This is a genomic window from Rhodovulum steppense, from assembly GCF_004339675.1.
GTDB classification, from domain to species: Bacteria; Pseudomonadota; Alphaproteobacteria; order Rhodobacterales; family Rhodobacteraceae; genus Rhodovulum; species Rhodovulum steppense.
The window spans coordinates 187,393-207,216 of sequence record NZ_SLVM01000001.1 but is presented as its reverse complement, the minus strand read 5'-3'; the positions used below and the strand labels follow the sequence as shown (position 1 = coordinate 207,216).

At 67.4% G+C, this 19,824-nt stretch carries 20 protein-coding genes and 1 tRNA gene; 12 read left to right on the top strand and 9 right to left on the bottom strand.

From position 1 onward, the window contains the following. The first annotated feature begins 54 nt into the window (after positions 1-54). Together EV216_RS01005 and EV216_RS18105 are read left to right on the top strand one after the other, a co-directional pair. Positions 55-1,203 carry an AI-2E family transporter gene (locus tag EV216_RS01005; protein WP_132693186.1) on the top strand — a complete coding sequence of 383 codons (1,149 nt, stop codon included), beginning with the start codon at positions 55-57 and terminating at the stop codon, positions 1,201-1,203. Beyond that, entirely contained in the window at positions 1,193-1,357 is a 165-nt protein-coding gene (locus tag EV216_RS18105; protein WP_165899104.1) for a hypothetical protein, read from the top strand. Before EV216_RS01005 ends, EV216_RS18105 begins: the two co-directional genes overlap by 11 nt. A gap of 1,667 nt (positions 1,358-3,024) precedes the next feature. Here EV216_RS18105 and EV216_RS01000 read toward each other — a convergent pair. After that, positions 3,025-3,100 (bottom strand) — tRNA-Ala (locus EV216_RS01000). 242 nt (positions 3,101-3,342) lie between these two features. Here EV216_RS01000 and EV216_RS18100 point away from each other — a divergent pair. Continuing rightward, the gene (locus EV216_RS18100) at positions 3,343-3,507 is read left to right on the top strand and encodes a hypothetical protein (protein WP_165899103.1); all 165 of its coding nucleotides are present in this window, start codon (positions 3,343-3,345) and stop codon (positions 3,505-3,507) included. 72 nt (positions 3,508-3,579) lie between these two features. Here EV216_RS18100 and EV216_RS00995 read toward each other — a convergent pair whose 3' ends face one another. After that, positions 3,580-4,287: an NUDIX hydrolase gene (locus EV216_RS00995; protein WP_132693185.1), complete on the bottom strand. Its 708-nt coding sequence runs from the start codon at positions 4,285-4,287 to the stop codon at positions 3,580-3,582. Beyond that, positions 4,248-4,646, bottom strand: a complete 399-nt coding sequence (locus tag EV216_RS00990) for a DUF983 domain-containing protein (RefSeq protein WP_132693184.1) — start codon at positions 4,644-4,646, stop codon at positions 4,248-4,250. The genes EV216_RS00995 and EV216_RS00990 overlap by 40 nt, the downstream gene beginning before the upstream one ends. A 205-nt stretch (positions 4,647-4,851) precedes the next feature. Here EV216_RS00990 and EV216_RS00985 point away from each other — a divergent pair, with 205 nt between their 5' ends. The 4 genes from EV216_RS00985 to EV216_RS00970 all read left to right on the top strand — a co-directional run bounded on the left by EV216_RS00985 (position 4,852) and on the right by EV216_RS00970 (position 7,098). After that, complete coding sequence (locus EV216_RS00985; protein ID WP_132693183.1) at positions 4,852-5,553, top strand: EF-hand domain-containing protein; 702 nt, start codon at positions 4,852-4,854, stop codon at positions 5,551-5,553. A gap of 75 nt (positions 5,554-5,628) precedes the next feature. Next, positions 5,629-6,213 carry an RNA polymerase sigma factor gene (locus EV216_RS00980; protein WP_132693182.1) on the top strand — a complete coding sequence of 195 codons (585 nt, stop codon included), beginning with the start codon at positions 5,629-5,631 and terminating at the stop codon, positions 6,211-6,213. Further along, positions 6,206-6,574, top strand: a complete 369-nt coding sequence (locus EV216_RS00975) for a hypothetical protein (RefSeq protein ID WP_132693181.1) — start codon at positions 6,206-6,208, stop codon at positions 6,572-6,574. Before EV216_RS00980 ends, EV216_RS00975 begins: the two co-directional genes overlap by 8 nt. Before the next feature lie 2 nt (positions 6,575-6,576). Further along, positions 6,577-7,098, top strand: a complete 522-nt coding sequence (locus tag EV216_RS00970) for a periplasmic heavy metal sensor (protein WP_132693180.1) — start codon at positions 6,577-6,579, stop codon at positions 7,096-7,098. Between the two features lie 14 nt (positions 7,099-7,112). On the opposite strand, the gene EV216_RS00965 is transcribed toward EV216_RS00970, so the two are convergent. The 3 genes from EV216_RS00965 to EV216_RS00955 form a co-directional block, all read right to left on the bottom strand. Next, positions 7,113-8,858 (bottom strand): sugar phosphorylase, encoded by a 1,746-nt coding sequence (locus EV216_RS00965; protein ID WP_207893956.1) that lies wholly within the window; start codon positions 8,856-8,858, stop codon positions 7,113-7,115. Between the two features lie 123 nt (positions 8,859-8,981). Beyond that, positions 8,982-10,259 carry a glycerate kinase type-2 family protein gene (locus EV216_RS00960; RefSeq protein ID WP_279388174.1) on the bottom strand — a complete coding sequence of 426 codons (1,278 nt, stop codon included), beginning with the start codon at positions 10,257-10,259 and terminating at the stop codon, positions 8,982-8,984. 113 nt (positions 10,260-10,372) lie between these two features. After that, positions 10,373-10,837: an RrF2 family transcriptional regulator gene (locus EV216_RS00955; RefSeq protein WP_132693179.1), complete on the bottom strand. Its 465-nt coding sequence runs from the start codon at positions 10,835-10,837 to the stop codon at positions 10,373-10,375. A 142-nt stretch (positions 10,838-10,979) separates the two neighbouring features. Between EV216_RS00955 and cydD the strand changes: the two genes are divergently transcribed. The 5 genes from cydD to cydX all read left to right on the top strand — a co-directional run bounded on the left by cydD (position 10,980) and on the right by cydX (position 17,366). Next, complete coding sequence (gene cydD, locus EV216_RS00950) at positions 10,980-12,683, top strand: thiol reductant ABC exporter subunit CydD (RefSeq protein WP_207893955.1); 1,704 nt, start codon at positions 10,980-10,982, stop codon at positions 12,681-12,683. Then, positions 12,680-14,341 (top strand): amino acid ABC transporter ATP-binding/permease protein, encoded by a 1,662-nt coding sequence (locus EV216_RS00945; protein WP_132693178.1) that lies wholly within the window; start codon positions 12,680-12,682, stop codon positions 14,339-14,341. The genes cydD and EV216_RS00945 overlap by 4 nt, the downstream gene beginning before the upstream one ends. Positions 14,342-14,475: 134 nt before the next feature. Then, complete coding sequence (locus tag EV216_RS00940) at positions 14,476-16,074, top strand: cytochrome ubiquinol oxidase subunit I (protein ID WP_132693177.1); 1,599 nt, start codon at positions 14,476-14,478, stop codon at positions 16,072-16,074. A gap of 5 nt (positions 16,075-16,079) precedes the next feature. Next, complete coding sequence (gene cydB / locus EV216_RS00935; RefSeq protein ID WP_132693176.1) at positions 16,080-17,231, top strand: cytochrome d ubiquinol oxidase subunit II; 1,152 nt, start codon at positions 16,080-16,082, stop codon at positions 17,229-17,231. A 15-nt stretch (positions 17,232-17,246) separates the two neighbouring features. Then, a complete protein-coding gene (gene cydX, locus EV216_RS00930; protein ID WP_132693175.1) occupies positions 17,247-17,366 on the top strand; it encodes a cytochrome bd-I oxidase subunit CydX in 120 nt (39 codons plus the stop codon). Between the two features lie 36 nt (positions 17,367-17,402). Here cydX and EV216_RS00925 read toward each other — a convergent pair whose 3' ends face one another. The 3 genes from EV216_RS00925 to EV216_RS00915 are packed head-to-tail and all read right to left on the bottom strand — an operon-like array spanning position 17,403 to position 19,823. Then, positions 17,403-18,095 carry an ABC transporter ATP-binding protein gene (locus tag EV216_RS00925; protein ID WP_132693174.1) on the bottom strand — a complete coding sequence of 231 codons (693 nt, stop codon included), beginning with the start codon at positions 18,093-18,095 and terminating at the stop codon, positions 17,403-17,405. Beyond that, entirely contained in the window at positions 18,092-18,847 is a 756-nt protein-coding gene (locus tag EV216_RS00920) for an ABC transporter ATP-binding protein (RefSeq protein ID WP_132693173.1), read from the bottom strand. The genes EV216_RS00925 and EV216_RS00920 overlap by 4 nt, the downstream gene beginning before the upstream one ends. Further along, the gene (locus EV216_RS00915) at positions 18,840-19,823 is read right to left on the bottom strand and encodes a branched-chain amino acid ABC transporter permease (RefSeq protein ID WP_132693172.1); all 984 of its coding nucleotides are present in this window, start codon (positions 19,821-19,823) and stop codon (positions 18,840-18,842) included. Before EV216_RS00915 ends, EV216_RS00920 begins: the two co-directional genes overlap by 8 nt. Position 19,824: the final 1 nt, after the last annotated feature.

Genomic DNA, 19,824 nt, shown 5'->3' with positions numbered 1-19,824 from the left:
CCTAGGTTGGGGGATAGCCATGGCCGCCCGCTGCGGCGCAACGGATCGCGCGCAATGAAAGCTCCTTTCGACCCCGACCTGCAACCGCCCCCGCAATCGGGGTTGCCCAAACACGACCTGCGGCGGCTTCAGGTCTGGTTCCTGGGCATCATCGCCTTCGCGGTGGTGCTGTTCCTGCTGGTGCAGGCCAAGTTCCTGCTGATCTCTCTGGCCATCGCCATCATGCTGTTCTCGCTGACATCGGACGCGATCGGCTACATGAAGCGGCTGCGCTTCGGCGAGGCAAGGTTCTCCGAATGGCTGGCCTCGCTGCTGGCGGTGCTGCTGATCGCGACGGTGCTGATCTCGCTGTCGGCGATCATCCTGACCCAGGCGAACACGGTGGTCACCACCATCATGCAATATGCCGAACCGGGCCAGCGTGCGGTGGCCGAGATGTTCGGCTGGATGGGCGAGGACGTGGAACAGGCCGTGCTGAACTGGCTGCGCGGCGTCCGGCTGGGATCCTGGCTGACGACCATGGCCGGTCAGGCGGGCAACATCGCCTCCGGCGCGGTCCTGGTTACGCTGTTCGTGGGCTTCCTGTTTCTCGAACGGCTGTGGTTCTCGACCAAGCTCACCAGCCTGATGGGCGATGCCGAGCGTGCCGCGCGGGTCGAGCGGATCATCGGTTCGATCATGCACCGCGTGAACCACTACCTCGTGGTCAAGACGCTGGTCAGCCTGGTGACCGGTGCGCTGGTCTATGCCGTGATGCGCCTGTTCGGTCTGGAACTGGCGCTGGCCATGGGCGTGCTGACCTTCGTGCTGAACTTCATCCCGAATATCGGCTCGATCGTGGCCACGCTGGCCACCGCGCTGGTGGCCTATGTGCAGACCGGGGACAACGTGACCGGGCTTGCCGTGCTGGCCATCGTGGGGATCCTGCAATTCGTGGTCGGGCAGGTTCTCGACCCGCTGCTTCTGGGCAAGACGCTGCGGCTGTCCTCCTTCGGGATCATCGCCTCGCTGGCCTTCTGGGCGGCGGTCTGGGGCGTGCCGGGCATGTTCCTTGCCGTGCCGATCATGGTCTCGGTAATGATCGTCTGCTCGCAGATCGCCTGGCTGCGCCCGGTCGCGGTTCTGCTCTCGCGCGAGGGACTGCCCGATGCCGACATGGGCGATGCCGGGACCCGCAAACCCGAACATCGCGATGCCGCCTGAACGCCTGACAGGCGTCGGTCGGCATCGCGTGACAATCAAGCACCAAGGTCGACAAGTGCATCCGCTGCACGGCATGATCGCCTTCATCATGCACCCGGCGAAAGGGAATGGCATACCCGAAAGCCGCATGACCACCGAGACCCGCTGGCGCTGATGCCCGTGAACTCTACGGCAGCTTTGGACCGGCTGACCGCGAATTTTTTTGAGCAACGCAAACAGATCAACCTTGGCGTCGCAGAGGGGGCAACTGAGCACGCCTCGGACGACTTGAACGACGTGTTGAGGAAGCTTTTCAGGCGCAGAGGCGTTTGAGCGAACCGCTGCCGGACATTCTGTTGAACATCAAGCTCGCCCCCATCTGTCCAGAGAGGCGGAACGCGAAGGCCGAATAGGTGGAGATCAGCGACGGTGTCGACACGCAACGCGATGTCATTCGGGTCCTTCTGCCGGTGCAGAAGCCGCGCCGTCATGCCTGCAGGACGCAGCGAACTGCTCCCGTCGCGGCGGACGAAAGAATGAGACCGACTACGAGATGGCCGTGGTGTTAGCGGAAATCCAAGTGATCGGAACGGAGGAAGGTCCCAACCGTCGGTCGCCAGGCCGATGGCGTCGGCATTTCGGATCTGGTCGGCGTCACGTTTGAGGCGGTGGCGGCTCTTGCTGGAGTGGCGCGGGTAACTTCTGCTGCCCATGCCGCGCCGCCATCGAGCGGCTCGACGTTTCTCCCGGGCAACTCGTCAGTTTGCTTTTCTTGCGCTGCCCGATGACAAGCCGGAACCTGCAGATGAGACCGACACGAGCGTCTGAACCTCCGGTCTGCGGCGCCGGGCTCAATCTCGACGACGCACTCACCGGGACGGACGAACTCATACCCCCCAGCCTGCCGCGCGTCGACGTGAACCGCGACCTGCGGTGCCTTCCCGTCACCCGCGAGAAATTCCGCCATCCTGGCGCGGACGGTCTCGGATTTGGCATTGAGCATGAGATCCAAAGCGACCTCGAACGCTTGGGTGCGATACAGTGCCTCTTCGCATCTGCCTCGGAAACGAAACGCCGCTGGATCTCTTCGAGGTAATCGCGCACCGCGGGGCGCTTCATGGCCGTGTGGAACCCCTGCGGGCGCATGCCGACACGGGCGCAGGCATCAACGATCGACAGGCCCTCAGTGACCCGGAGGCGGATCGCCTCGCGGAGTTTGGCGGACATGCGGGCGGAGGGTCGGGGCAAGCGCGTGACGTTCGATATGTCCTCAGACTACGGCCGAGAGGCGCGGCGCGGCATGCACTTGTGCGCTCAGGAGGTCACACAGGACATGCTGTTTCCAACCGGTCTACACTGCGTGACGGTTCCGTCGACCGCCTTCGCCCGCTCTTCGTAGTAGGTAGAGACGCATGCCTCTGTGGCGGGCCGTAGCGTCTCCGAGAGATAGATCGGGTACCCTTCCTTGATTGTCATCGATTGGCAGCCCAAGAGTGGAAAGACCGAAGCCAGTAGCAGCAGAACAAGCATGGAAAGCCCCCAGATTCCGACGCCGGTAGCCTGCACGGATGAAGAAAAATGAAAACTCGCGAACTGGGTGGTGGAGTGGGTCGGGCGCGGCGCACGATTTCCCCCCTCGCGCGAGCCCCCCGGGGGGCCTTCTTCCCGCCAGCCGACTCGGGCTGGATCGCTCGCATCCTTGTGCGGGAGGCCGGGCAGCCGCGGCAGCCCGCGACCGCCTGTCACGCCCCCAAATGGAACCCCGTGGCGGGCTCGATGGTGGGGCAGAAAGAGCGGAAGTCCGCTTTTTTACTCAATTCCAATCGCTTGAGTAGTTGGATTTGGTGGAGCCGAGGGGGATCGAACCCCTGACCTCGTCATTGCGAACGACGCGCTCTCCCAGCTGAGCTACGGCCCCGATGGGCGCTCATGTGACCCATGGCGCGGGGGTTGTCAAGCGGTCTGGCGGGCATGTTTGTGTATGATCGCCTCCACATGGCAGCCTCAAGAACTCGATCAGGAGGCTTCCCGGCATGCGGGCGATCGTTCTCACGCCTGGTCGGGGACCGGGAGAAGCTGACGATCAGATGCAAGAGAGCGCCGACAAGGGCGAAAACCCTGCGGATGCGGCCGTCGGCCGAGTGTTCCACGGTGTCCTGCATGGCGACCGTGGCAAGAACCTCGGAGCCCTTCTGGAAGGACGCAACGCGGAAGGATCCGCGCTTGATCGAGCAAGCAGACCGCCACAAGAGCATCGGCAGCTTCGATGGGTCCGAAAGCCTGCATTCGTCGCGCTGCGTCCAAGGTTCCTCCACCATCGAATGAAAGCCTTTGAACGTGATGGAAACGCTGCCCGCTTTTCTCAGACAGGTTCATGTCCGGGACAGGGCTTTGGCCCTACTGGAGTCGAGCAAAACTCGACCGCGCGCTGCGGTTGTCGAAGAAGGGCACGCTGGCAGGTGCGAGGCCGGATTTCAGAAGCCCCGCGACCTCGGCCAGAACGACTTCGGTGATGAAGGGCAGGTTGAAGCCGCGCACCTCGGCCAGCGGGATCCATTGCAGAAGCCCCAGCTCGTCCTCGGCGCGCGAGAAATCGTCGAGATCGTTCGCCACCGCCTCGGCCTCGACCAGGAAAAAGCGCGCATCGAAGCGGCGCGGGCGGCCGGGCGGGGTGATCGCGCGAAAGATGAAATGCAGCCCCTCTGCGGTGGGCAGATGTCCGGTTTCCGAGAATCCCCGCCAGCCCCTGGGTGCGGGGCTTTCCCAGCTGCCGGGGCGGCCGAGGATCAGGCCGGTTTCCTCCCACAACTCGCGAATGCCGGCCGCGACCAGCGCGGGGGCCAGTGCAGGATCCGCCTCGGCGCACAGTCGCGCCGCGCAGCCGGGGGCGAGGGGATGCGCCAGGGGCACCGTCGCGTCCACCGGATCGACCGCGCCGCCGGGAAAGACGAACTTGTTCGGCATGAAGGCGGCCGAGGCGCCGCGCTGGCCCATCAGCACCCGGGGCGCCGTGTCGGCATCGCGCAGCACGATCACCGTTGCCGCGTCGCGGATCGGCGGGTCCGTCAGGTCCCGCTCCCGAATCCGTGCATCCTCCTGGCCCATTGCAACGCCACCATCACACCCTTCAGCCTGGGCAGAAGGTATAGCGCCAGCCCGATGCAGCCAATGGTGAAAACCGAGGCCAGAACCAAGGGATCGGGCTGGAAGGCCAGATGCGCCCAGAGAACAAGGGGCGAGGCCAGGAAGGCCACGATCAGAACGGTCAGATAGACCGGCCCGTCATCGGAATGGTAGTGGTGCAATTCTTCCATGCAGACCGGGCAGTGCTCGCGCACGCTCAGATAGCCCGACATCATCGGGCCCGCGCCGCAATTGGGGCAGCGCTTGCACCAGCCGCGCAGAATCGCTGTGCCGATGGGCCTCGGGTGCATGTCGAACATCGAGTGATCAGTTGCGGTCATGTTGGGCACGCCTCCGGCTTTGCGTGCAGTCTCAAGCTAGTGACTCCGCATGTGGTTGAAAGAGGACCGACTGTCCTTGCGGCGGGATGTCGCAAAAACTCCTGCGTCGTCGCGACGGAACCCCGGGGCTTGTCCGTAATAGGTTCGACGATGGGCGCAAACGCCCCGAGGTCACAGGCAAGAGACACGAACAAGGAGAAGTTCCATGACGGACGGAAAAGGGCGCGTTTCGATTTTGGCGCTTGGCGCGGCGGCGATGCTGGTTTTCGCGGTTCCCGCAGCCGCGCAGCAGGGCGGTGCCGGGCAGCAGGCCGGGGCAGCGCAGGGCGCGGCCGCGGCGGGGACGCGCGGTGCGGCATTGTTCCAGCGGTTCGATGCGGATGGCGACGGCGCGATCAGCCTGGACGAGTTCACCGCGCGGGCGCGGGCACGGTTCGCCGAACTGGATGTCGATGGCGACGGCCTGATTTCCGCCGAAGATGCGCAGAATCTGGGTCCGGCGCCACGCCGCGCCGAGATGTCCGGGCCGCGCGGCCGGGGGGATCGCGACTGGCGCGGGAATGGCCGGAAGGGTGGTTACCACTACGGCGCGGGGCCGGGAATGCAGGGCGGCGGCTATGGCATGTTCGGCGGCATGGATGGCTCGGGGCCGATGGGTTATGGCGGCTTCGGAGATCCGCGGCTGACGGATGAGGAACGCGCCGACCGCGCCCGGTCCCTGGTCGAGATGCTGGACGCCGATGGCGACGGCATGCTCAGCGCCGAGGAACTGGCCGCACGACCCGGTCCGCAGATGATCTTCGACCGGATCGACACCGATGGCGATGGCGTGATCAGCAAGGAAGAGTTCGACGCCGCGGCGGAACGGTTCGGCGACCGCGTCGGGGCCCGGCGGGCCACGCGCTGAAAGAGGCCGCGGCGGGGCCTTCGGTGCCCCGTCGCGATTGCCGTGCGCCGCATCAGGCGCTAGGCCGGAGCAAGGATGCTGATGCCTTTCGATGCCGAGAGCGGCGAGTCCGACGAGGTCTTGCTTGTGGCCTATGGCCGGGGCGACGCGCGGGCGGCGCGTGCCCTGACGCTGCGGCTGACGCCGCGCGCCCTGGGCTATGCCGCGCGGCTTCTGCGCGATGCGGCCGAGGCCGAGGACGTCGCGCAGGAGGCGATGTTGCGGCTCTGGCGGATCGCGCCCGAGTGGCGCATGGGCGAGGCCAAAGTGACGACATGGCTGTACCGTGTCGTCACCAATCTGTGCACCGACCGGCTGCGGCGGCGGCGCGGGCAGGGGCTGGACGAGGTGCCCGAGCCCGAGGACGATGCGCCGGGCGTCGAGGCGCGGATGATCGCGCAGGCACGGGTCGATGCGCTGGATGCGGCGCTGGCCGCGCTGCCCGAGCGGCAGCGGCAGGCGGTGATCCTGCGCCATATCGAGGGGCTGTCCAACCCCGAGATCGCCGGGATCATGGAGATCGGCGTCGAGGCGGTCGAAAGCCTGACCGCCCGGGGCAAGAGGGCGCTGGCCTCTGCATTGGCGGGGCGGCGCAGCGAATTGGGGTTCGAGGATGACTGACCGGCAGATGAACGACACCGAGATCGAGGCGCTGTTCGCGGCGGCCCGCACCGACCGGCCGGAACCGTCGGCGGCGCTGCTGGCCCGGGTGATGGCGGACGCGATGGCCGAGGCCGAGGCGCGCGCCGCCTCGGCCCCCGCACCGCGTGCCCGGCCGACGGGCGGTGGGCTGGCCCGGATTCTTGGCCTGATCGGTGGCTGGCCGGCGATGGGCGGGCTGGCGACCGCCGGGCTGATGGGCGTCTGGATCGGCTATGCCGCGCCGGGCGGGTTTGACGCGGTGACGGCAACGATGCTGGGCAGCGGCTACGATGTCTCCGACATGATGCCCGGCCTCGACGCCTATCTGACGGAGGGTTGAGCATGGCCGGAACCGAAAAGGCCGCTGCCACGCCCCGCACGCCTGTCTGGGTGCGCGTGGCGCTGGTCGCAAGCCTTGCGCTGAACCTGCTGGTCCTGGGGATCGTGGGCGGCGCGGTGCTGAAACGCGACATGCCGCCGCGCGCGGGGTTCGTGCCCGGCGATTACGGCCCCTACAGCCGCGCGCTGAGCGAGCCCGACCGCGAGGCGCTGCGCGCCGCCTACAGGGCCGAGGCACCCCGCCTGCGCGAGAATCGCGAAGCCGTGCGCCAGAGCTTTCGGGACTTGCAGGCCGCGCTTCGGGCCGCCCCCTATGACCATGCCCGGGTGGTCGCCGTGGTCGAGGCCCAGCAGGCGCGGGTGCAGGATCATGCGGCGCTGATGCGCGGGCTGACGCTCGACCGCGTGGCGGCGATGAGCCCCGAGGAACGCGCCGCCTTCGCCGACCGGCTGGAACGCGTGCTGCGTCGCGGCCCCCCGCGCGAGCGTGATCGCGACCGAGAGGGGCATGGCGGTCGGCCCTGAACCCGATCCCCCTGTCAGCCCCGGTTCGAAATCCAGCGGCACTGATAGGGTGCAAAGGGAATGTCGGGGCCGGTGGGCGAGATCGTCTCTCCCGACAGCAGGTCCACCCAGGTCTCGCCGCCGATCAGGTTGATCGCCATGGGCGAGACCGAGACCTCTTCGGCGCTGACATTGTGCAGCGCAAAGATCGACTGGTCGCGGTCGAGGCTCTGGCGCCACAGTCCGAACAGGCGGTGATCCAGATGCAGCGTGAACTGCGTCGCGTTGGGATGAAAGGCAGGCTGGGCGCGGCGGATCGCGATGCGCCGCCTCATCTGGCGCAGCACATTCGCCTGCGGGCTGTCCGCGTCCTCGAGCAGGGCCAGGAGCGTCGGATAATCCCAGCGATGGCGATTGATCGCGCGCTTGACGCCGGTCCGCTCGACGCCCGCGTGATCGTTCGGCGTGGCCAGCAGCGCGTGGATGTAGAAGGCGGGCACCCCTTCCAGCGCCATCACGATGGACTGCGAACACAGGAACCGCTCGATCTGGTGGCCGTCCTCGCCCGCAAAGCTGCCCTTCATCGCGTCGAACCAGGTGATGTTCAACTCGTAGGGCGCCTCGCCGCCGCCATTCAGCGTGCGCATTGATACCTCGCCGCCAAAGGCACGGATCGCGCCCAGCACGGCGCCGATTTCCTCATCGGGCAACAGCCCCTCGACCGGGCGCATCCCGATCCCGTCATGGGAGGCGGTGAAGTTCAGATAGGCGCCGCCCAGCTGCGCAGGCGGCATCGTGGTCTGCCAGCGGTGCAGATGCCGGGCCGATCCCGACAGCATCGCGTGCAGGATCAGGGGCGGCAGCGAGAAATTGTAGACCGCATGCGCCTCGTTGCGATTGCCGAAATAGGACAGGTTCTCGACATTGGGCACGTTGGTCTCGGTCAGCAGCACGACGGGCTCGACCGCGAAATCGCACAGCACGCGCATCAATTGCACGATGGCATGGGTCTGCGGCATGTGGATCGAGGGCGTGCCCGGCTCCTTCCACAGGAAGGCCACCGCGTCCAGCCGCAGGATGCGGATGCCGTTATCCACATGCAGCCGCATGATCCGCAGGAATTCCAGCAGCACCTCGGGGTTGCGGAAGTCCAGGTCCACCTGGTCATGGCTGAAGGTGCACCAGACATGGCGCGTGCCCATCGCGGTCTCGACCTCGCGCAGCAACGGGCTGGTGCGCGGGCGGACCACGGTGGACAGGTCGTCTTCGGGATCGGCTTCGAAGAAGAAGCGGTCGTAAGGCGGATGGCCCTGACGATAGGCATTGAACCATGTCGACTGGCTGGAGACATGGTTCAGCACCAGATCCGACATCACCCGGAAATCCCGCGCGATGCGGCTGATATCGGACCAGTCCCCCAGGCTGGAATTGACCGAGCGGTAATCGGTCACCGCAAAGCCGTCATCCGAGGTGAAGGGGAAGAAGGGCAGGATATGCACCGAGCTTACCGTGTCCGCGAGAAAGCGGTGCAGGAAGTCGTTCAGCAGGTCCAGCGGCTTGTGCTGGCCGTCCATGATGCTGTTGCCATAGGTGATGACCATGCTGTCGGCCGCAGACCACAGCCGGTTCGAGGGCATGCGCGCACGCCTGCGCGGATGGCTGCCCTCGGGCCAGAACGCCTCGACGATGCGGGCGACCAGATGCGCGCAGTCGTGGGCGGGATAGATCCTGCCGACAAGATCGGCCAGTTTCATGCGCAGGGTCTGCGGCGGTGTGGTCATGGCGGTCCGGCTGTTGCAATTCCGGCCAGAGTTGCGCGGAGCGTGCGCCTGTTCAAGGCGGAGCCGACGCATTCGCCTGTTGGCGCGGCGGGATGCACAGGTTTTGGGCGCCCTGCCGAGGGTTCAGGCCGGTGGCAGGATCAGGATCGCCCGGAAATCGTTGACATTGGTCAGGGTGGGCCCGGGGATAACCTGATCGCCCAGCGCGGCAAAGAACCCGTGGCTGTCATTGTCGGCCAGCGCCTCGGCCATGTCGCGCCCCGCCGCGCGGGCCTTGGCGGGGGTGTCGGGGCCGATCACCGCGCCTGCGACCTCGGCTGCGCCATCCACCCCGTCGGTGTCGCAGGCAATGGCGTGGATGCCGGGCGCGCCGTCCAGCGTCGCGGCCATGGCCAGCGCATATTCCGCGTTCGGCCCGCCAATCCCGTCGCCTCGCCGCGTGACCGTGCATTCGCCGCCCGACAGCAGCACCAGGGGCGCCGCGCCGGGCGCCATCGCCGCCTGCCGGGCCAGCGCCAGCGCGGCATGGTCGGCGGCCAGCGCGCGCGCCTCGCCCTCCAGCGCATCGCCCAGGATCTTGACCCGACAGCCCGACGCGCGGGCGATCCCGGCCGCCGCCGCCAGCGATTGTGACGGTGCCGCGATTACCCGGTTCTCGATGCGTGCGAGGCGGGGATCGTCGGGGCGCAGCACGCCGGTTTCGCCCGCCAGCACCGCGGCGACCGAGGCGGGCGGGGTGATCTCCCAGCGGTCGAGAATGGCGCGGGCGTCTGCTGGCGTGGTGATATCGCCCACCGTCGGTCCCGAGGCGATGGAGGCCGGATCGTCGCCCGGCACGTCCGAGATCATCAGGGCCAGCATCCGTGCGGGATGCGCCGCGGCGGCAAGCTGGCCACCCTTGACCCGGCTGAGATGCTTGCGCAGCGTGTTCATCTGCCCGATCGGGGCTCCCGAGGCCAGGAGGTCGGCATTGACCTTCTGCTTCTCGGCCAGCGTGATGGCGCCTGCGGGCCGGATCAGCAGGGCCGATCCGCCGCCCGAGATCAACGCCAGAACGAAATCGTCCTCGCCGACCCCGTCCAGCAGCGCCAGCATCCGGTCGGTCGCCGCCACGCCTGCCGCGTCAGGCACCGGATGCGCCGCCTCGACGATCTCGATGCCCTGCGTCGGACGGGCATAGCCGTAGCGGGTGATGACCAGCCCCTCGCAGGGGCCCCAGGCCGATTCCACCGCTTCGGCCATCCGCGCCGACGCCTTGCCGGCGCCGATCACCAGAACCCGTCCCGGCGGCTTCGGCGGCAGCGCCGCGGGCACCGTGCGCATCGGGTCGGCGGCGGCGACGGCGGCATCGAACAGGCCGCGCAGGAAGGTGGCCGGGGAGGAGGCAAGGGGGGCGGTCACGGTCGGGGCGCTCCGGTTGCGGGATCTGGAGCGGTTCTAGCCGCCCGATACGGCGCTGGCTAGGCCCGGACCACGCGCATCGGTCCGATCCGGGGGGGCTCGCCGTCCGCGTGTCAGGCGCTGGCGACGCGAGTATCTTCCGGCTCGATCAGCATCAGCGCCCTTGCCAGGCCCTGGTTGTCCGTCACCAGATCGGCCAGCGTCACCTCGTCCAGCGTGCGGTAGAAGGCGTCGATCGCCTTGTGCAGCGTGCCTTGCAGCTTGCAGCAGCACGAGATCGGGCAGGTGTTGGTCGCCGGGTCGAAGCACTCGGCAAAGGGCACGCCCGATTCCAGATGACGGAAAACCTCGCCCACGGTGATGTCCTCGGGCGGGCGCTTCAGCGTCAGCCCGCCATTGCGGCCGCGCGTGGTCTTGACCAGGCCGTGATGGGCCAGCGTGTTGATCACCTGCGCCATGTGATTTTCCGAGGTATTGCAGGACGAGGCAATGTCGGACTTGCGCACCGTGCGCCCGCTGTTCACGGCGCAATACATCAGCGCGCGCATCGCGATATTGGTGCGTGTCGTCAACCTCATCGGCGGTTCTCTTTGCCAGCCGTCGCGGATAATGGTTTATCTCACATACGGGTTCTATCCAGCATAGAGCCTGTTAAAGATCAGGCAAGCCTCTTGCGCGCAAGGCAGGGGGACGGGTGCGAACAGACGAGCGGGGCAGGGCTTGGGCCGGAAACGCGCGAAGAAGGACGATCCCGCGGCGAAGCGGCTGGCCCGGATGACGGCCCCGGTGATGAGCAGGCTCGAACTCGCAGGCGCTCTTGCGACCGGGGCTTCGTTACTGTGGCTGGTGCAGGCGGGCGCGGTGGCGCTGGCGATCGGGCATATGCTGGAACCCGACCGGGTCGGCGGCCATGTGGCCCTCTATGCGCTGATCTTCATCGCTGTGGGCCTGATGCGGGCGCTGCTCGACCACCGGGCGGGCGCGATGGCGTTCAGCGCGGCAGACACGGTGCTGGCGCTGGAACGCGCGCGGCTGGTCACCCGCGAGTCGCGCCGCGCAACCGACGACTCCGCGCGTCCCCCCGCCGCGCGGACCGCCACGCTGGCCGCCGAGAAAATGGCGGCCATGACGCCGTTCCTCACCCGCTATGCCATCGCTCGGCGGCGCGCCTATGTGGTACCGCTGGTGATCTTGGCGGTGTCGTTCTGGTTCTCTTGGGCGGTGGGTCTGGTGCTGCTGGTCGCGGGACCGTTGATCCCGGTCTTCATGGCGCTGGTCGGCATTGCCGCCAAGAAGGCAAGCGAGCGGCAGATGGAAGAGCTTGCCAACATGAACGTGCTGCTGCTCGAACGGCTGACGGCGCTGGTCGATATCCGGCTGCTCGACGCCTCCGAGCGCACGGTGGAGGGCTTTCGCGATGCGGCCGACCGGCTGCGCCACCGCACGATGGAGGTTCTGCGCATCGCGTTCCTGTCCTCGACCGTGCTGGAACTGTTCGCCGCGATCGGGGTGGCGATGGTGGCGGTCTATGTCGGCTTCAGCCTGCTGGGCGAGCTGAATTTCGGCACCTGGGGGGTGCCGTTGACGGTGGCGCAGGGGGTGTTCCTGCTGCTGCTGGCACCCGATTTCTTCCAGCCGCTGCGTGACCTGTCCGCGGCCTGGCATGACAAGGCCGATGCCAGCGCCGTGGCGCGAGAGCTGGACGAACTGGAATCCCGGGGCGAAAGCTCGTTCCTGGGCGTCGGCGCGACGGCCCGGCCGATCGACACCGCCGATACGCTTTCGGTCCGGGGTCTGGCCTATCGCCCGCCCGGCGGACGGCTGATCCGCTTTCCCGATTTCGACCTCGGCCCCGGCGAGACGCTTGCGATCACCGGGCCCAGCGGCATCGGCAAGTCCTCGCTGCTGCGGCTGATCGCCGGGATGGCGGTGCCGACCGAGGGCGAGATCCGGCTGGGCGACACCGTTCTGGCGCCCGAGAATGCCGACGCGTGGCGGGGCAGGCTGGGCTGGCTGCCGCAACAGCCGCGCTTCGTGTCGGGCAGCCTGCGCAAGAACCTGACGCTGGCGGTCCGGCCGGGGCGCGCTCTGCCGCTGCCCGCGGCGCTGGAACTGGCCGCCGCCGACCGCATCGTGACGACCCTGCCGCGCGGGCTGAACACCCAATTGGGCGAGTTCGGCATGGGCGTCTCGGGCGGCGAGGCGCGGCGGCTGATCGTGGCGCGCGCCGCGCACGCCCATCCCGACCTGCTGCTGGCCGACGAACCCACCGCCGATCTGGACGAGGAAACCGCTGCGCTGGTGACCGAGGGGCTTCTGGGGCTGGTCGCGGGCGGTGCGGCGCTGATCGTGGCGACCCATGACCCGGTCCTGGCCGCAAGGATGGACCGCCAGATCGCCATGCGGGCAGAGGAGGCCGCATGAGCCATATCTTCCATGTCATGCTGCTGATCTGGCGGGCACAACGCGCGGCCCTGATCCGCGGCACCGTTCTGGCGGTGGCGGTGCTGGTGGCGGGCGTTGCGCTGCTGGGCCTGTCGGGCTGGTTCATCACCGCGGCGGGGGCGGCGGGGCTGGCCGGGATCGGCATCGCGTTCAACGTCTTCCAGCCCTCGGCCGGGGTGCGTTTCCTGGCGCTCGCCCGGACCGCGGCGCGCTATGGCGAACGGCTTCTGACCCATGACGCGACGCTGAAAAGCCTGACCGATATCCGGGTGCGGCTGTTGCGCGGGGTGCTGGGATTGCCCTTCCAGCGGCTGGCGCGGCTCAGGGGTGCCGAGACGATGAACCGGCTGGTGGCCGATGTCGATGCGCTGGACGGCATTTCGCTGCGCCTGTTCATCCCAGCGATTGCGGCGGCAACAACCTATCTGGGCAGTTTCCTGGTTCTGTGGTGGCTGACCGACCTTGTGCTTGCGGTCTGGATCGTGGCCAGTTTCACGCTGGGCACGGGGCTTGTGCTGCTCTGGACCGGGCGGCATGCACTCGCCCCCTCGCGCCGGGCCGAAAAGGCGTTGCAGGCGTTCCGCATCCGGCTGATCGACCTGTTGCGCGCCCGCGACGATCTGGTGGTCTATGGCCGCCTGCCCGACCAGACCGCGGCGGTTGGCGCCGCCGAGACCCGGCTGCGCGAGAACCTTGGTGCGGTTGACCGGCTGGAGCGGCGGGCGGGGCTGATGCTGGCGCTGACCACGACGATCTCGGCCGGGATCGCGCTTTGGCTGGGCGGCGCGCTGGTGGCGCGCGAAAGTATAAGCCCCGCTCAGGCGGCGCTGGGCTTCTTCGCGGCGCTGGCGCTGTCCGAGACGGTGCAGCCGGTGCGTCGCGGCCTTGCCGATCTGGGCCGGATGCTGGATGCCGCCCGCCGCGTCCGCCGCCTGCTGCCCGAAAACGATGCCGCCCCCGTCGCCGCCTCGCCTGCGGCGTCCCCTCCGCGCCCCGAAACCGCGGCGCTAGAGATGAGCAATATCGCCTATCGCCACCCCGGCGCTGAAAACCCCGTGATCGAGGGCTTCGCCCTGAGCGTCGCGCCGGGCGAGAAGGTGGCGCTGACTGGCGTCTCGGGTCGGGGCAAGAGCACGGTTCTGGCGCTGGCCGCCGGTCTGATCCAGCCCGATCGCGGCCAGATCCTCGTTTCCGGCCGCCCCCTCCGCGATCTGCCCGAAAGCCAGCTTCGCGCCGAAGTGACCTATCTGCCGCAGCGCAGCATGCTTCTGGGCACAAGTTTCTTCGACATGCTCGCGCTGGGCACGACGGAACTTGACGAAAGGGATGCGTTGGCTGCCCTCGAAGCGGTGGCGCTGTCCAGCACGGTCGCCGGGCGCGGCGGGTTGCATGCGAAGCTGTCCGAGAATGGCGCGGGTCTGTCGGGCGGTGAACAGCGCAGGCTTGCGCTGGCCCGGGCACTCCTGCGCCACCCGCAGTTGTTGCTGCTCGACGAACCCACCGAGGGGCTGGACCGCCCCACCGCGATCCGCGTTCTCGCGGGCATCCGCGATTTCCTGCCCCGGGCGACGCTTCTGATCGCCTCGCATCGCAAGGCCGAAAGGGACTGGGCCGACCGGCTGATTCGCATGGTCTGAAGTTACATCTTGGACATGCGTTTTTGATTCAGGTCAAAGTCCGCACACAAATGTATACCTAGAACGAATCTAAAGGTGCGCAAAGCGTGTATCTTTGGGAATCGCACGGGTAACGGCCAAGGAGGCCCGCCACCATGGAACTCGACATCGTCGAGCTGTCCCGGCTTCAATTCGCCCTGACAGCCATGTTTCACTTTCTCTTCGTGCCGCTCACGCTTGGCCTGTCGGTCATCGTGGCGATCATGGAGACGGTCTATGTCATGACCAACCGCCCGATCTGGCGGCAAATGACCAAGTTCTGGGCCACGCTGTTCGGGATCAATTTCGTCCTAGGGGTGGCCACCGGTATCACCATGGAATTCCAGTTCGGCATGAACTGGGCCTATTACAGCCACTATGTCGGCGACATCTTCGGCGCGCCGCTCGCCATCGAGGGGCTGATGGCCTTCTTCCTCGAGGCGACCTTCGTGGGGCTGATGTTCTTCGGCTGGGACAAGCTGTCCAAGGTCACCCATTGCGTCGTCACCTGGCTGGTGGCGATCGGGTCGAACTTCTCGGCGCTCTGGATTCTGATCGCCAATGGCTGGATGCAGAACCCGGTCGGCGCGGTGTTCAACCCGGTGACCATGCGGATGGAGATGACCTCGTTCTTCGATGTCATGTTCAACCATGTCGCGCAGGCCAAGTTCGTGCACACGGTTTCGGCCGGTTACGTCACCGCATCGGTCTTCGTGCTCGGCGTCTCGGCCTGGTATCTGATCAAGGGCCGGCACGAGGCGTTGGCGAAGCGCTCGATCGCGGTGGCGGCCAGCTTCGGCCTTGCTTCGGCGCTGTCGGTCGTGGTGCTGGGCGACGAGTCGGGCTATTCGGCCACCCATTCGCAGAAGATGAAGCTCGCCGCGGTCGAGGGCATGTGGGACACCTACAAGGCGCCCGCCCCCTTCAAGCTGGTCGGCATCCCCGATCAGGAGGCGCGCGAGACGAAATATGCCGTACAGATCCCCGTGGCGATGGGCCTTCTGGGAACCCGGTCACTGACCGAGGAGATGCGCGGCATCAACGATCTGGTGATCGAGGCCGAGGCCCGCATCCTGAACGGCATCCTCGCCTATGACGCGCTGATGGATATCCGCGCAGCCAAGGGCGCCGCCACGCCCGAACAGATCGCCCGGTTCGAGGATCACAGCGCCGATCTGGGCTATGCCTTGCTTCTGAAACGCTATGTCGATGACCCGCGCGAGGCGACGACCGAACAGATCGCCATGGCGGCCGAGGATACCATTCCCGGTGTCCTGCCGCTGTTCTGGGCGTTCCGGGTGATGGTGGGGCTTGGCTTCATGTTCATCGGGGTGATGCTGTTCTTCTTCATCCGCGCCAATTTCTACGGCATGCGCTTTCCGCGCTGGTCGCTCTGGGCGGCGGTTTTCGCCATCCCGACGCCCTGGATCGCGGCCGAGGCGGGCTGGTTCGTGGCCGAGTTCGGCCGCCAGCCCTGGACAGTGGACGGCGTGCTGCCCACCGCGCTGTCGGTCAGCCATCTCAGCGTGACCCAGGTCGCCCTGACGCTGGCGGGCTTCGTCACCTTCTACTCGGTGCTGTTCATCATCGAGATGGGGCTGATGCTGAAATACATCCGCAAGGGCCCGTTCATGGACGTGGCCGAAACCGAGGCGTGGAACCGGCGGCACAATGAGCGGCTGTCGGGCCGCACCAGCCAGCAACCGGCGGAGTAAGACCAATGATCCTGCATGAATTCATGGATTTCGAGGTTCTGCGCGTGATCTGGTGGGCGCTTCTGGGCGTGCTGCTGATCGGCTTTGCGCTGGCCGATGGGTTCGATCTTGGCGTGGGCACGTTGCTGCCCTTCGTCGCCCGGACCGATCTGGAACGCCGCGTGGCGATCAACACCGTGGGGCCGGTCTGGGAAGGCAACCAAGTCTGGTTCATCCTGGGCGGCGGTGCCATCTTCGCCGCCTGGCCGCCGCTTTACGCGGTCAGCTTCTCGGGCTTCTACATGGCGATGTTCCTGATCCTCGCCGCGCTGATCCTGCGGCCCGTGGGGTTCAAGTACCGCTCGAAACGCGAGTCGGAAACCTGGCGCAGCGCCTGGGACTGGGCGTTGTTCGTCGGCGGCTTCGTGCCGGCGCTGGTCTTTGGCGTGGCGGTCGGCAACGTGCTGCAAGGCGTTCCGTTCCGGCTGACCGAAGACCTGATGCCGATCTACGAGGGCGGCTTCTTCGGCCTGCTGAACCCCTATGCGCTGCTCGCGGGGCTGGTATCGGTGTCGATGCTGGTCATGCACGGCGCGGCCTGGCTGGTGTTCAAGTCCGAGGGTCTGGTGGCCGACCGTGCCCGCGAATTCGGCGTCTACGCCGCATTCGCCACCATCGCCACCTATGCGCTGGCAGGGCTCTGGCTGGCGGCGGGCGTCGATGCCTACGCCTTCACCGGCGCGGTCGCGCCCGACGGCCCCTCCAACCCGCTGATGAGCGAGGTTGCAAGGGGCGGCTCGTGGATGGCGGCCTATGCCGAGCGGCCGTGGATCGTGGTGGCCCCCGTGATGGCCTTCCTCGGGGCGGCCCTGGCCGTGCTGGGGTTCCGTGCGCGGCGCGAGGGCTGGACGATGCTGGCCTCGAAACTCTCGATCACCGGCATCATCGCGTCCGTGGGGCTGACGATGTTCCCGTTCATCCTGCCCTCCAGCATCGACCCGAATTCGTCGCTCACGGTCTGGGACAGCTCGTCCTCGCACCTGACGCTGTTCGTGATGCTGGTCTCGGCGGTGATCTTCATGCCGCTGATCCTTCTCTACACGGCATGGGTCTACAAGGTGTTGTGGGGCAAGGTCACGGCCCGCGACGTGATGGACAGCAGCGATAGCGTTTACTGAGAAAGGAGCCCCAAGATGTGGTATTTCGCCTGGATGCTTGGCCTGCCGCTCGCCGCGCTTTTCGCCGTGGTGAACGCGATCTGGCTGGAGTTGCACACCGACAGCGTCCTCATGGATGAGGCCGACGACGCCTGAGAGATCGCCGGGGCGGGGGTATCCCTCGCCTCGGCGTCAGACGCCCAGATAGCGGTCGGCCAGCGCCTGCGTCATCCCGGCCATTTCCCCGGTCCAGACATTGCGGCCCTTTTCCAGGATCACCGCGCGGTCGGCGATCTGGACCAGTTCCTTCAACGACTTGTCCACGACAAGGATCGACAGCCCCGTTTCGGACCTGAGCGCCCGGATCGCGGCCCAGATCTCGGCCCGGATCAGCGGCGCCAGCCCCTCGGTCGCCTCATCAAGGATCAGAAGCCGCGGGTTCGTCATCAGCGCGCGGCCGATCACCAGCATCTGCTGTTCGCCCCCCGACAGCGAACCCGCATCCTGCCCGGCCCGCTCGGCCAGCCGCGGGAACAGCGCATGGACCCGCGCCAGATCCCAATGGCCGGGGCGCGCGGCGGCGATCAGGTTCTCGGTCACGCTCAACCCGCGAAAGGCCCGCCGACCCTCCGGCACCAGCCCAAGGCCCAGCCGCGCCGCGCGATGCGGCGCCATCCCCTCAAGCGGCTGCCCGGCAAAGCGGATCGAACCCTCGCGATGCGGCATCAGCCGGGTCAGCGTGCGGATCGTCGTGGTCTTGCCCATGCCGTTGCGCCCCATCAGCGCCACGACCTCGCCCTCGGCCATGTCGAGATCGACGCCGAACAGCGCCTGCGAATGGCCGTAGAAGGCGGTGACGCCGCGCATCTGCAACAGCGCGCTCATTCCAGCCGCTCCTCGCCCAGATAGGCGCGCTGCACTTCCGGATCGGCGCGGATCTCGGCCACCGTGCCGCTGGCGATGATCCGGCCCGAAACCAGCACGCTGACCCGGTCGGCCAGCGCAAAGACCGCGTCCATGTCATGCTCGACCAGCAGGATCGGCGCCTCGTGGCGCAGATCGTCCAGCAGCGCGGTCATCTCGCGCGCGCCATCGGGTCCCATGCCCGCCATCGGTTCATCCAGGACAAAGGCGCGCGGCGCCAGCGCCAGCGCCATCGCCAGTTCCAGCCGCCGCCTTTCGCCATGCGCCAGATCGCCCGCGGGTATCGCCCGCCGCCCGGACAGGCCCGCGCGGGCGATATGCGCCTCGGCCGCCGCGCGCAGCCCCGTATTGGCCAGCGCCGGGCGGAAGAACCGGAAGCTCTGCCCCCGCGCGCCCTGCACCGCCAGCACCACGTTCTGCAACACCGTCAGTTCGGCCGCCACCGCCGAAACCTGAAAGCTGCGCGCCAGCCCGGCCCGGGCGCGGGCGGCCACATCCGCCTGCGTCACGTCGCGCCCGTTCAGGACAACCTGCCCGGCATCCGGTTTCAGATTGCCCGCGATCAGCCCGATCAACGTGGACTTGCCCGCCCCGTTCGGCCCGATCAGCGCGTGGATCTCGGATCGCCGCAAGGTCAGCGACACGCCATCCGTGGCCTTCAACGCACCGAAGGCGCGGTGCAGGTCGCGCACCTCCAGCACCGGCTCAGTCATGCGCCACCTCGCGCCCCGCAAGGGTTCCGATCAGCCCGCCGCGTGCGAAAAGGACAATTCCCAGAAGCGCAAGCCCAAGGAAAAGCTTCCAGTATTCGCTGAACCCCCCCAGCCAATGTTCGAGAAGGATAAACAGCGCCGCCCCCGCCACCGGCCCGAACAGCCGCGCCACACCGCCCAGGATGACAAAGACCATGATCTCGCCCGAGGTCTGCCAGCTCAGCATCGAGGGGCTGACGAAACGGTTGAGATCGGCGAACAGCGCGCCTGCCAGCGCCGTGATCGCGCCCGAAATGACAAACGCCGTCAGCTTGACCGAATAGGGCCGGATGCCCAGCGCGGCGCTGCGCACCGGGTTCTGCCGCGCCCCCGCCAGCGCCAGCCCGAAGCCCGACCGCGCCAGCACCCACGACACCATCAGGGCCGCCATCAGCACCCCATAGGACAGCGCGAAGAACTGGATCGGGTCCAGCGTGTTCAGCCCCGGAAAGCCGTTGCGCACATAGATCGAGATGCCGTCCTCGCCGCCATAGGCGGGCCAGGAAATCGCGAAATAGTAAAGCATCTGGCCGAAAGCCAGCGTGATCATGATGAAATAGACCCCGCTGGTGCGCAAACTCAGCGCCCCGATCGCCAGCGCCCCCAGCGCCCCCGCGACCATCGCCGCCACCCAGATCACCGGCATCGACTTGGTGCCCGCCAACTCGAACGGCCAGGTCATCAGCGGCTCATAGGCCTGCACCGGCGCGGCCAGTACCGCCATCGCATAGCCGCCGATCCCGAAGAACGCCGCATGCCCCAGCGAGACCATGCCGCCCAGCCCCAGCGCGATGTTCAGCCCCACGCCCGCCAGCGCAAGGATCGCGACCTTGGTGGCCAGCGTCACGATGAAGGGCTCGCCCATCGCCTGTGCGGCCAGCGGCACCGCCAGCAGGCCCAGCGCCAGAACCGCGTTGAGAACCGTCTCGCGCCGCATC

Coding starts and splice junctions, on each gene's coding strand:
- EV216_RS00985 (WP_132693183.1), top strand. CDS start 4,852: ATGACGGACGGAAAAGGGCGCGTTTCGATTTTGGCGCTTGGCGCGGCG.
- EV216_RS00965 (WP_207893956.1), bottom strand. CDS start 8,858: ATGACCACACCGCCGCAGACCCTGCGCATGAAACTGGCCGATCTTGTC.
- EV216_RS00915 (WP_132693172.1), bottom strand. CDS start 19,823: ATGCGGCGCGAGACGGTTCTCAACGCGGTTCTGGCGCTGGGCCTGCTG.
- cydX (WP_132693175.1), top strand. CDS start 17,247: ATGTGGTATTTCGCCTGGATGCTTGGCCTGCCGCTCGCCGCGCTTTTC.
- EV216_RS00955 (WP_132693179.1), bottom strand. CDS start 10,837: ATGAGGTTGACGACACGCACCAATATCGCGATGCGCGCGCTGATGTAT.
- EV216_RS00995 (WP_132693185.1), bottom strand. CDS start 4,287: ATGGGCCAGGAGGATGCACGGATTCGGGAGCGGGACCTGACGGACCCG.
- EV216_RS00975 (WP_132693181.1), top strand. CDS start 6,206: ATGACTGACCGGCAGATGAACGACACCGAGATCGAGGCGCTGTTCGCG.
- EV216_RS00925 (WP_132693174.1), bottom strand. CDS start 18,095: ATGAGCGCGCTGTTGCAGATGCGCGGCGTCACCGCCTTCTACGGCCAT.
- EV216_RS00970 (WP_132693180.1), top strand. CDS start 6,577: ATGGCCGGAACCGAAAAGGCCGCTGCCACGCCCCGCACGCCTGTCTGG.
- EV216_RS00945 (WP_132693178.1), top strand. CDS start 12,680: ATGAGCCATATCTTCCATGTCATGCTGCTGATCTGGCGGGCACAACGC.
- cydB (WP_132693176.1), top strand. CDS start 16,080: ATGATCCTGCATGAATTCATGGATTTCGAGGTTCTGCGCGTGATCTGG.
- EV216_RS00940 (WP_132693177.1), top strand. CDS start 14,476: ATGGAACTCGACATCGTCGAGCTGTCCCGGCTTCAATTCGCCCTGACA.
- EV216_RS01005 (WP_132693186.1), top strand. CDS start 55: ATGAAAGCTCCTTTCGACCCCGACCTGCAACCGCCCCCGCAATCGGGG.
- EV216_RS18100 (WP_165899103.1), top strand. CDS start 3,343: ATGGCGACCGTGGCAAGAACCTCGGAGCCCTTCTGGAAGGACGCAACG.
- EV216_RS00990 (WP_132693184.1), bottom strand. CDS start 4,646: ATGACCGCAACTGATCACTCGATGTTCGACATGCACCCGAGGCCCATC.
- EV216_RS18105 (WP_165899104.1), top strand. CDS start 1,193: ATGCCGCCTGAACGCCTGACAGGCGTCGGTCGGCATCGCGTGACAATC.
- EV216_RS00920 (WP_132693173.1), bottom strand. CDS start 18,847: ATGACTGAGCCGGTGCTGGAGGTGCGCGACCTGCACCGCGCCTTCGGT.
- EV216_RS00980 (WP_132693182.1), top strand. CDS start 5,629: ATGCTGATGCCTTTCGATGCCGAGAGCGGCGAGTCCGACGAGGTCTTG.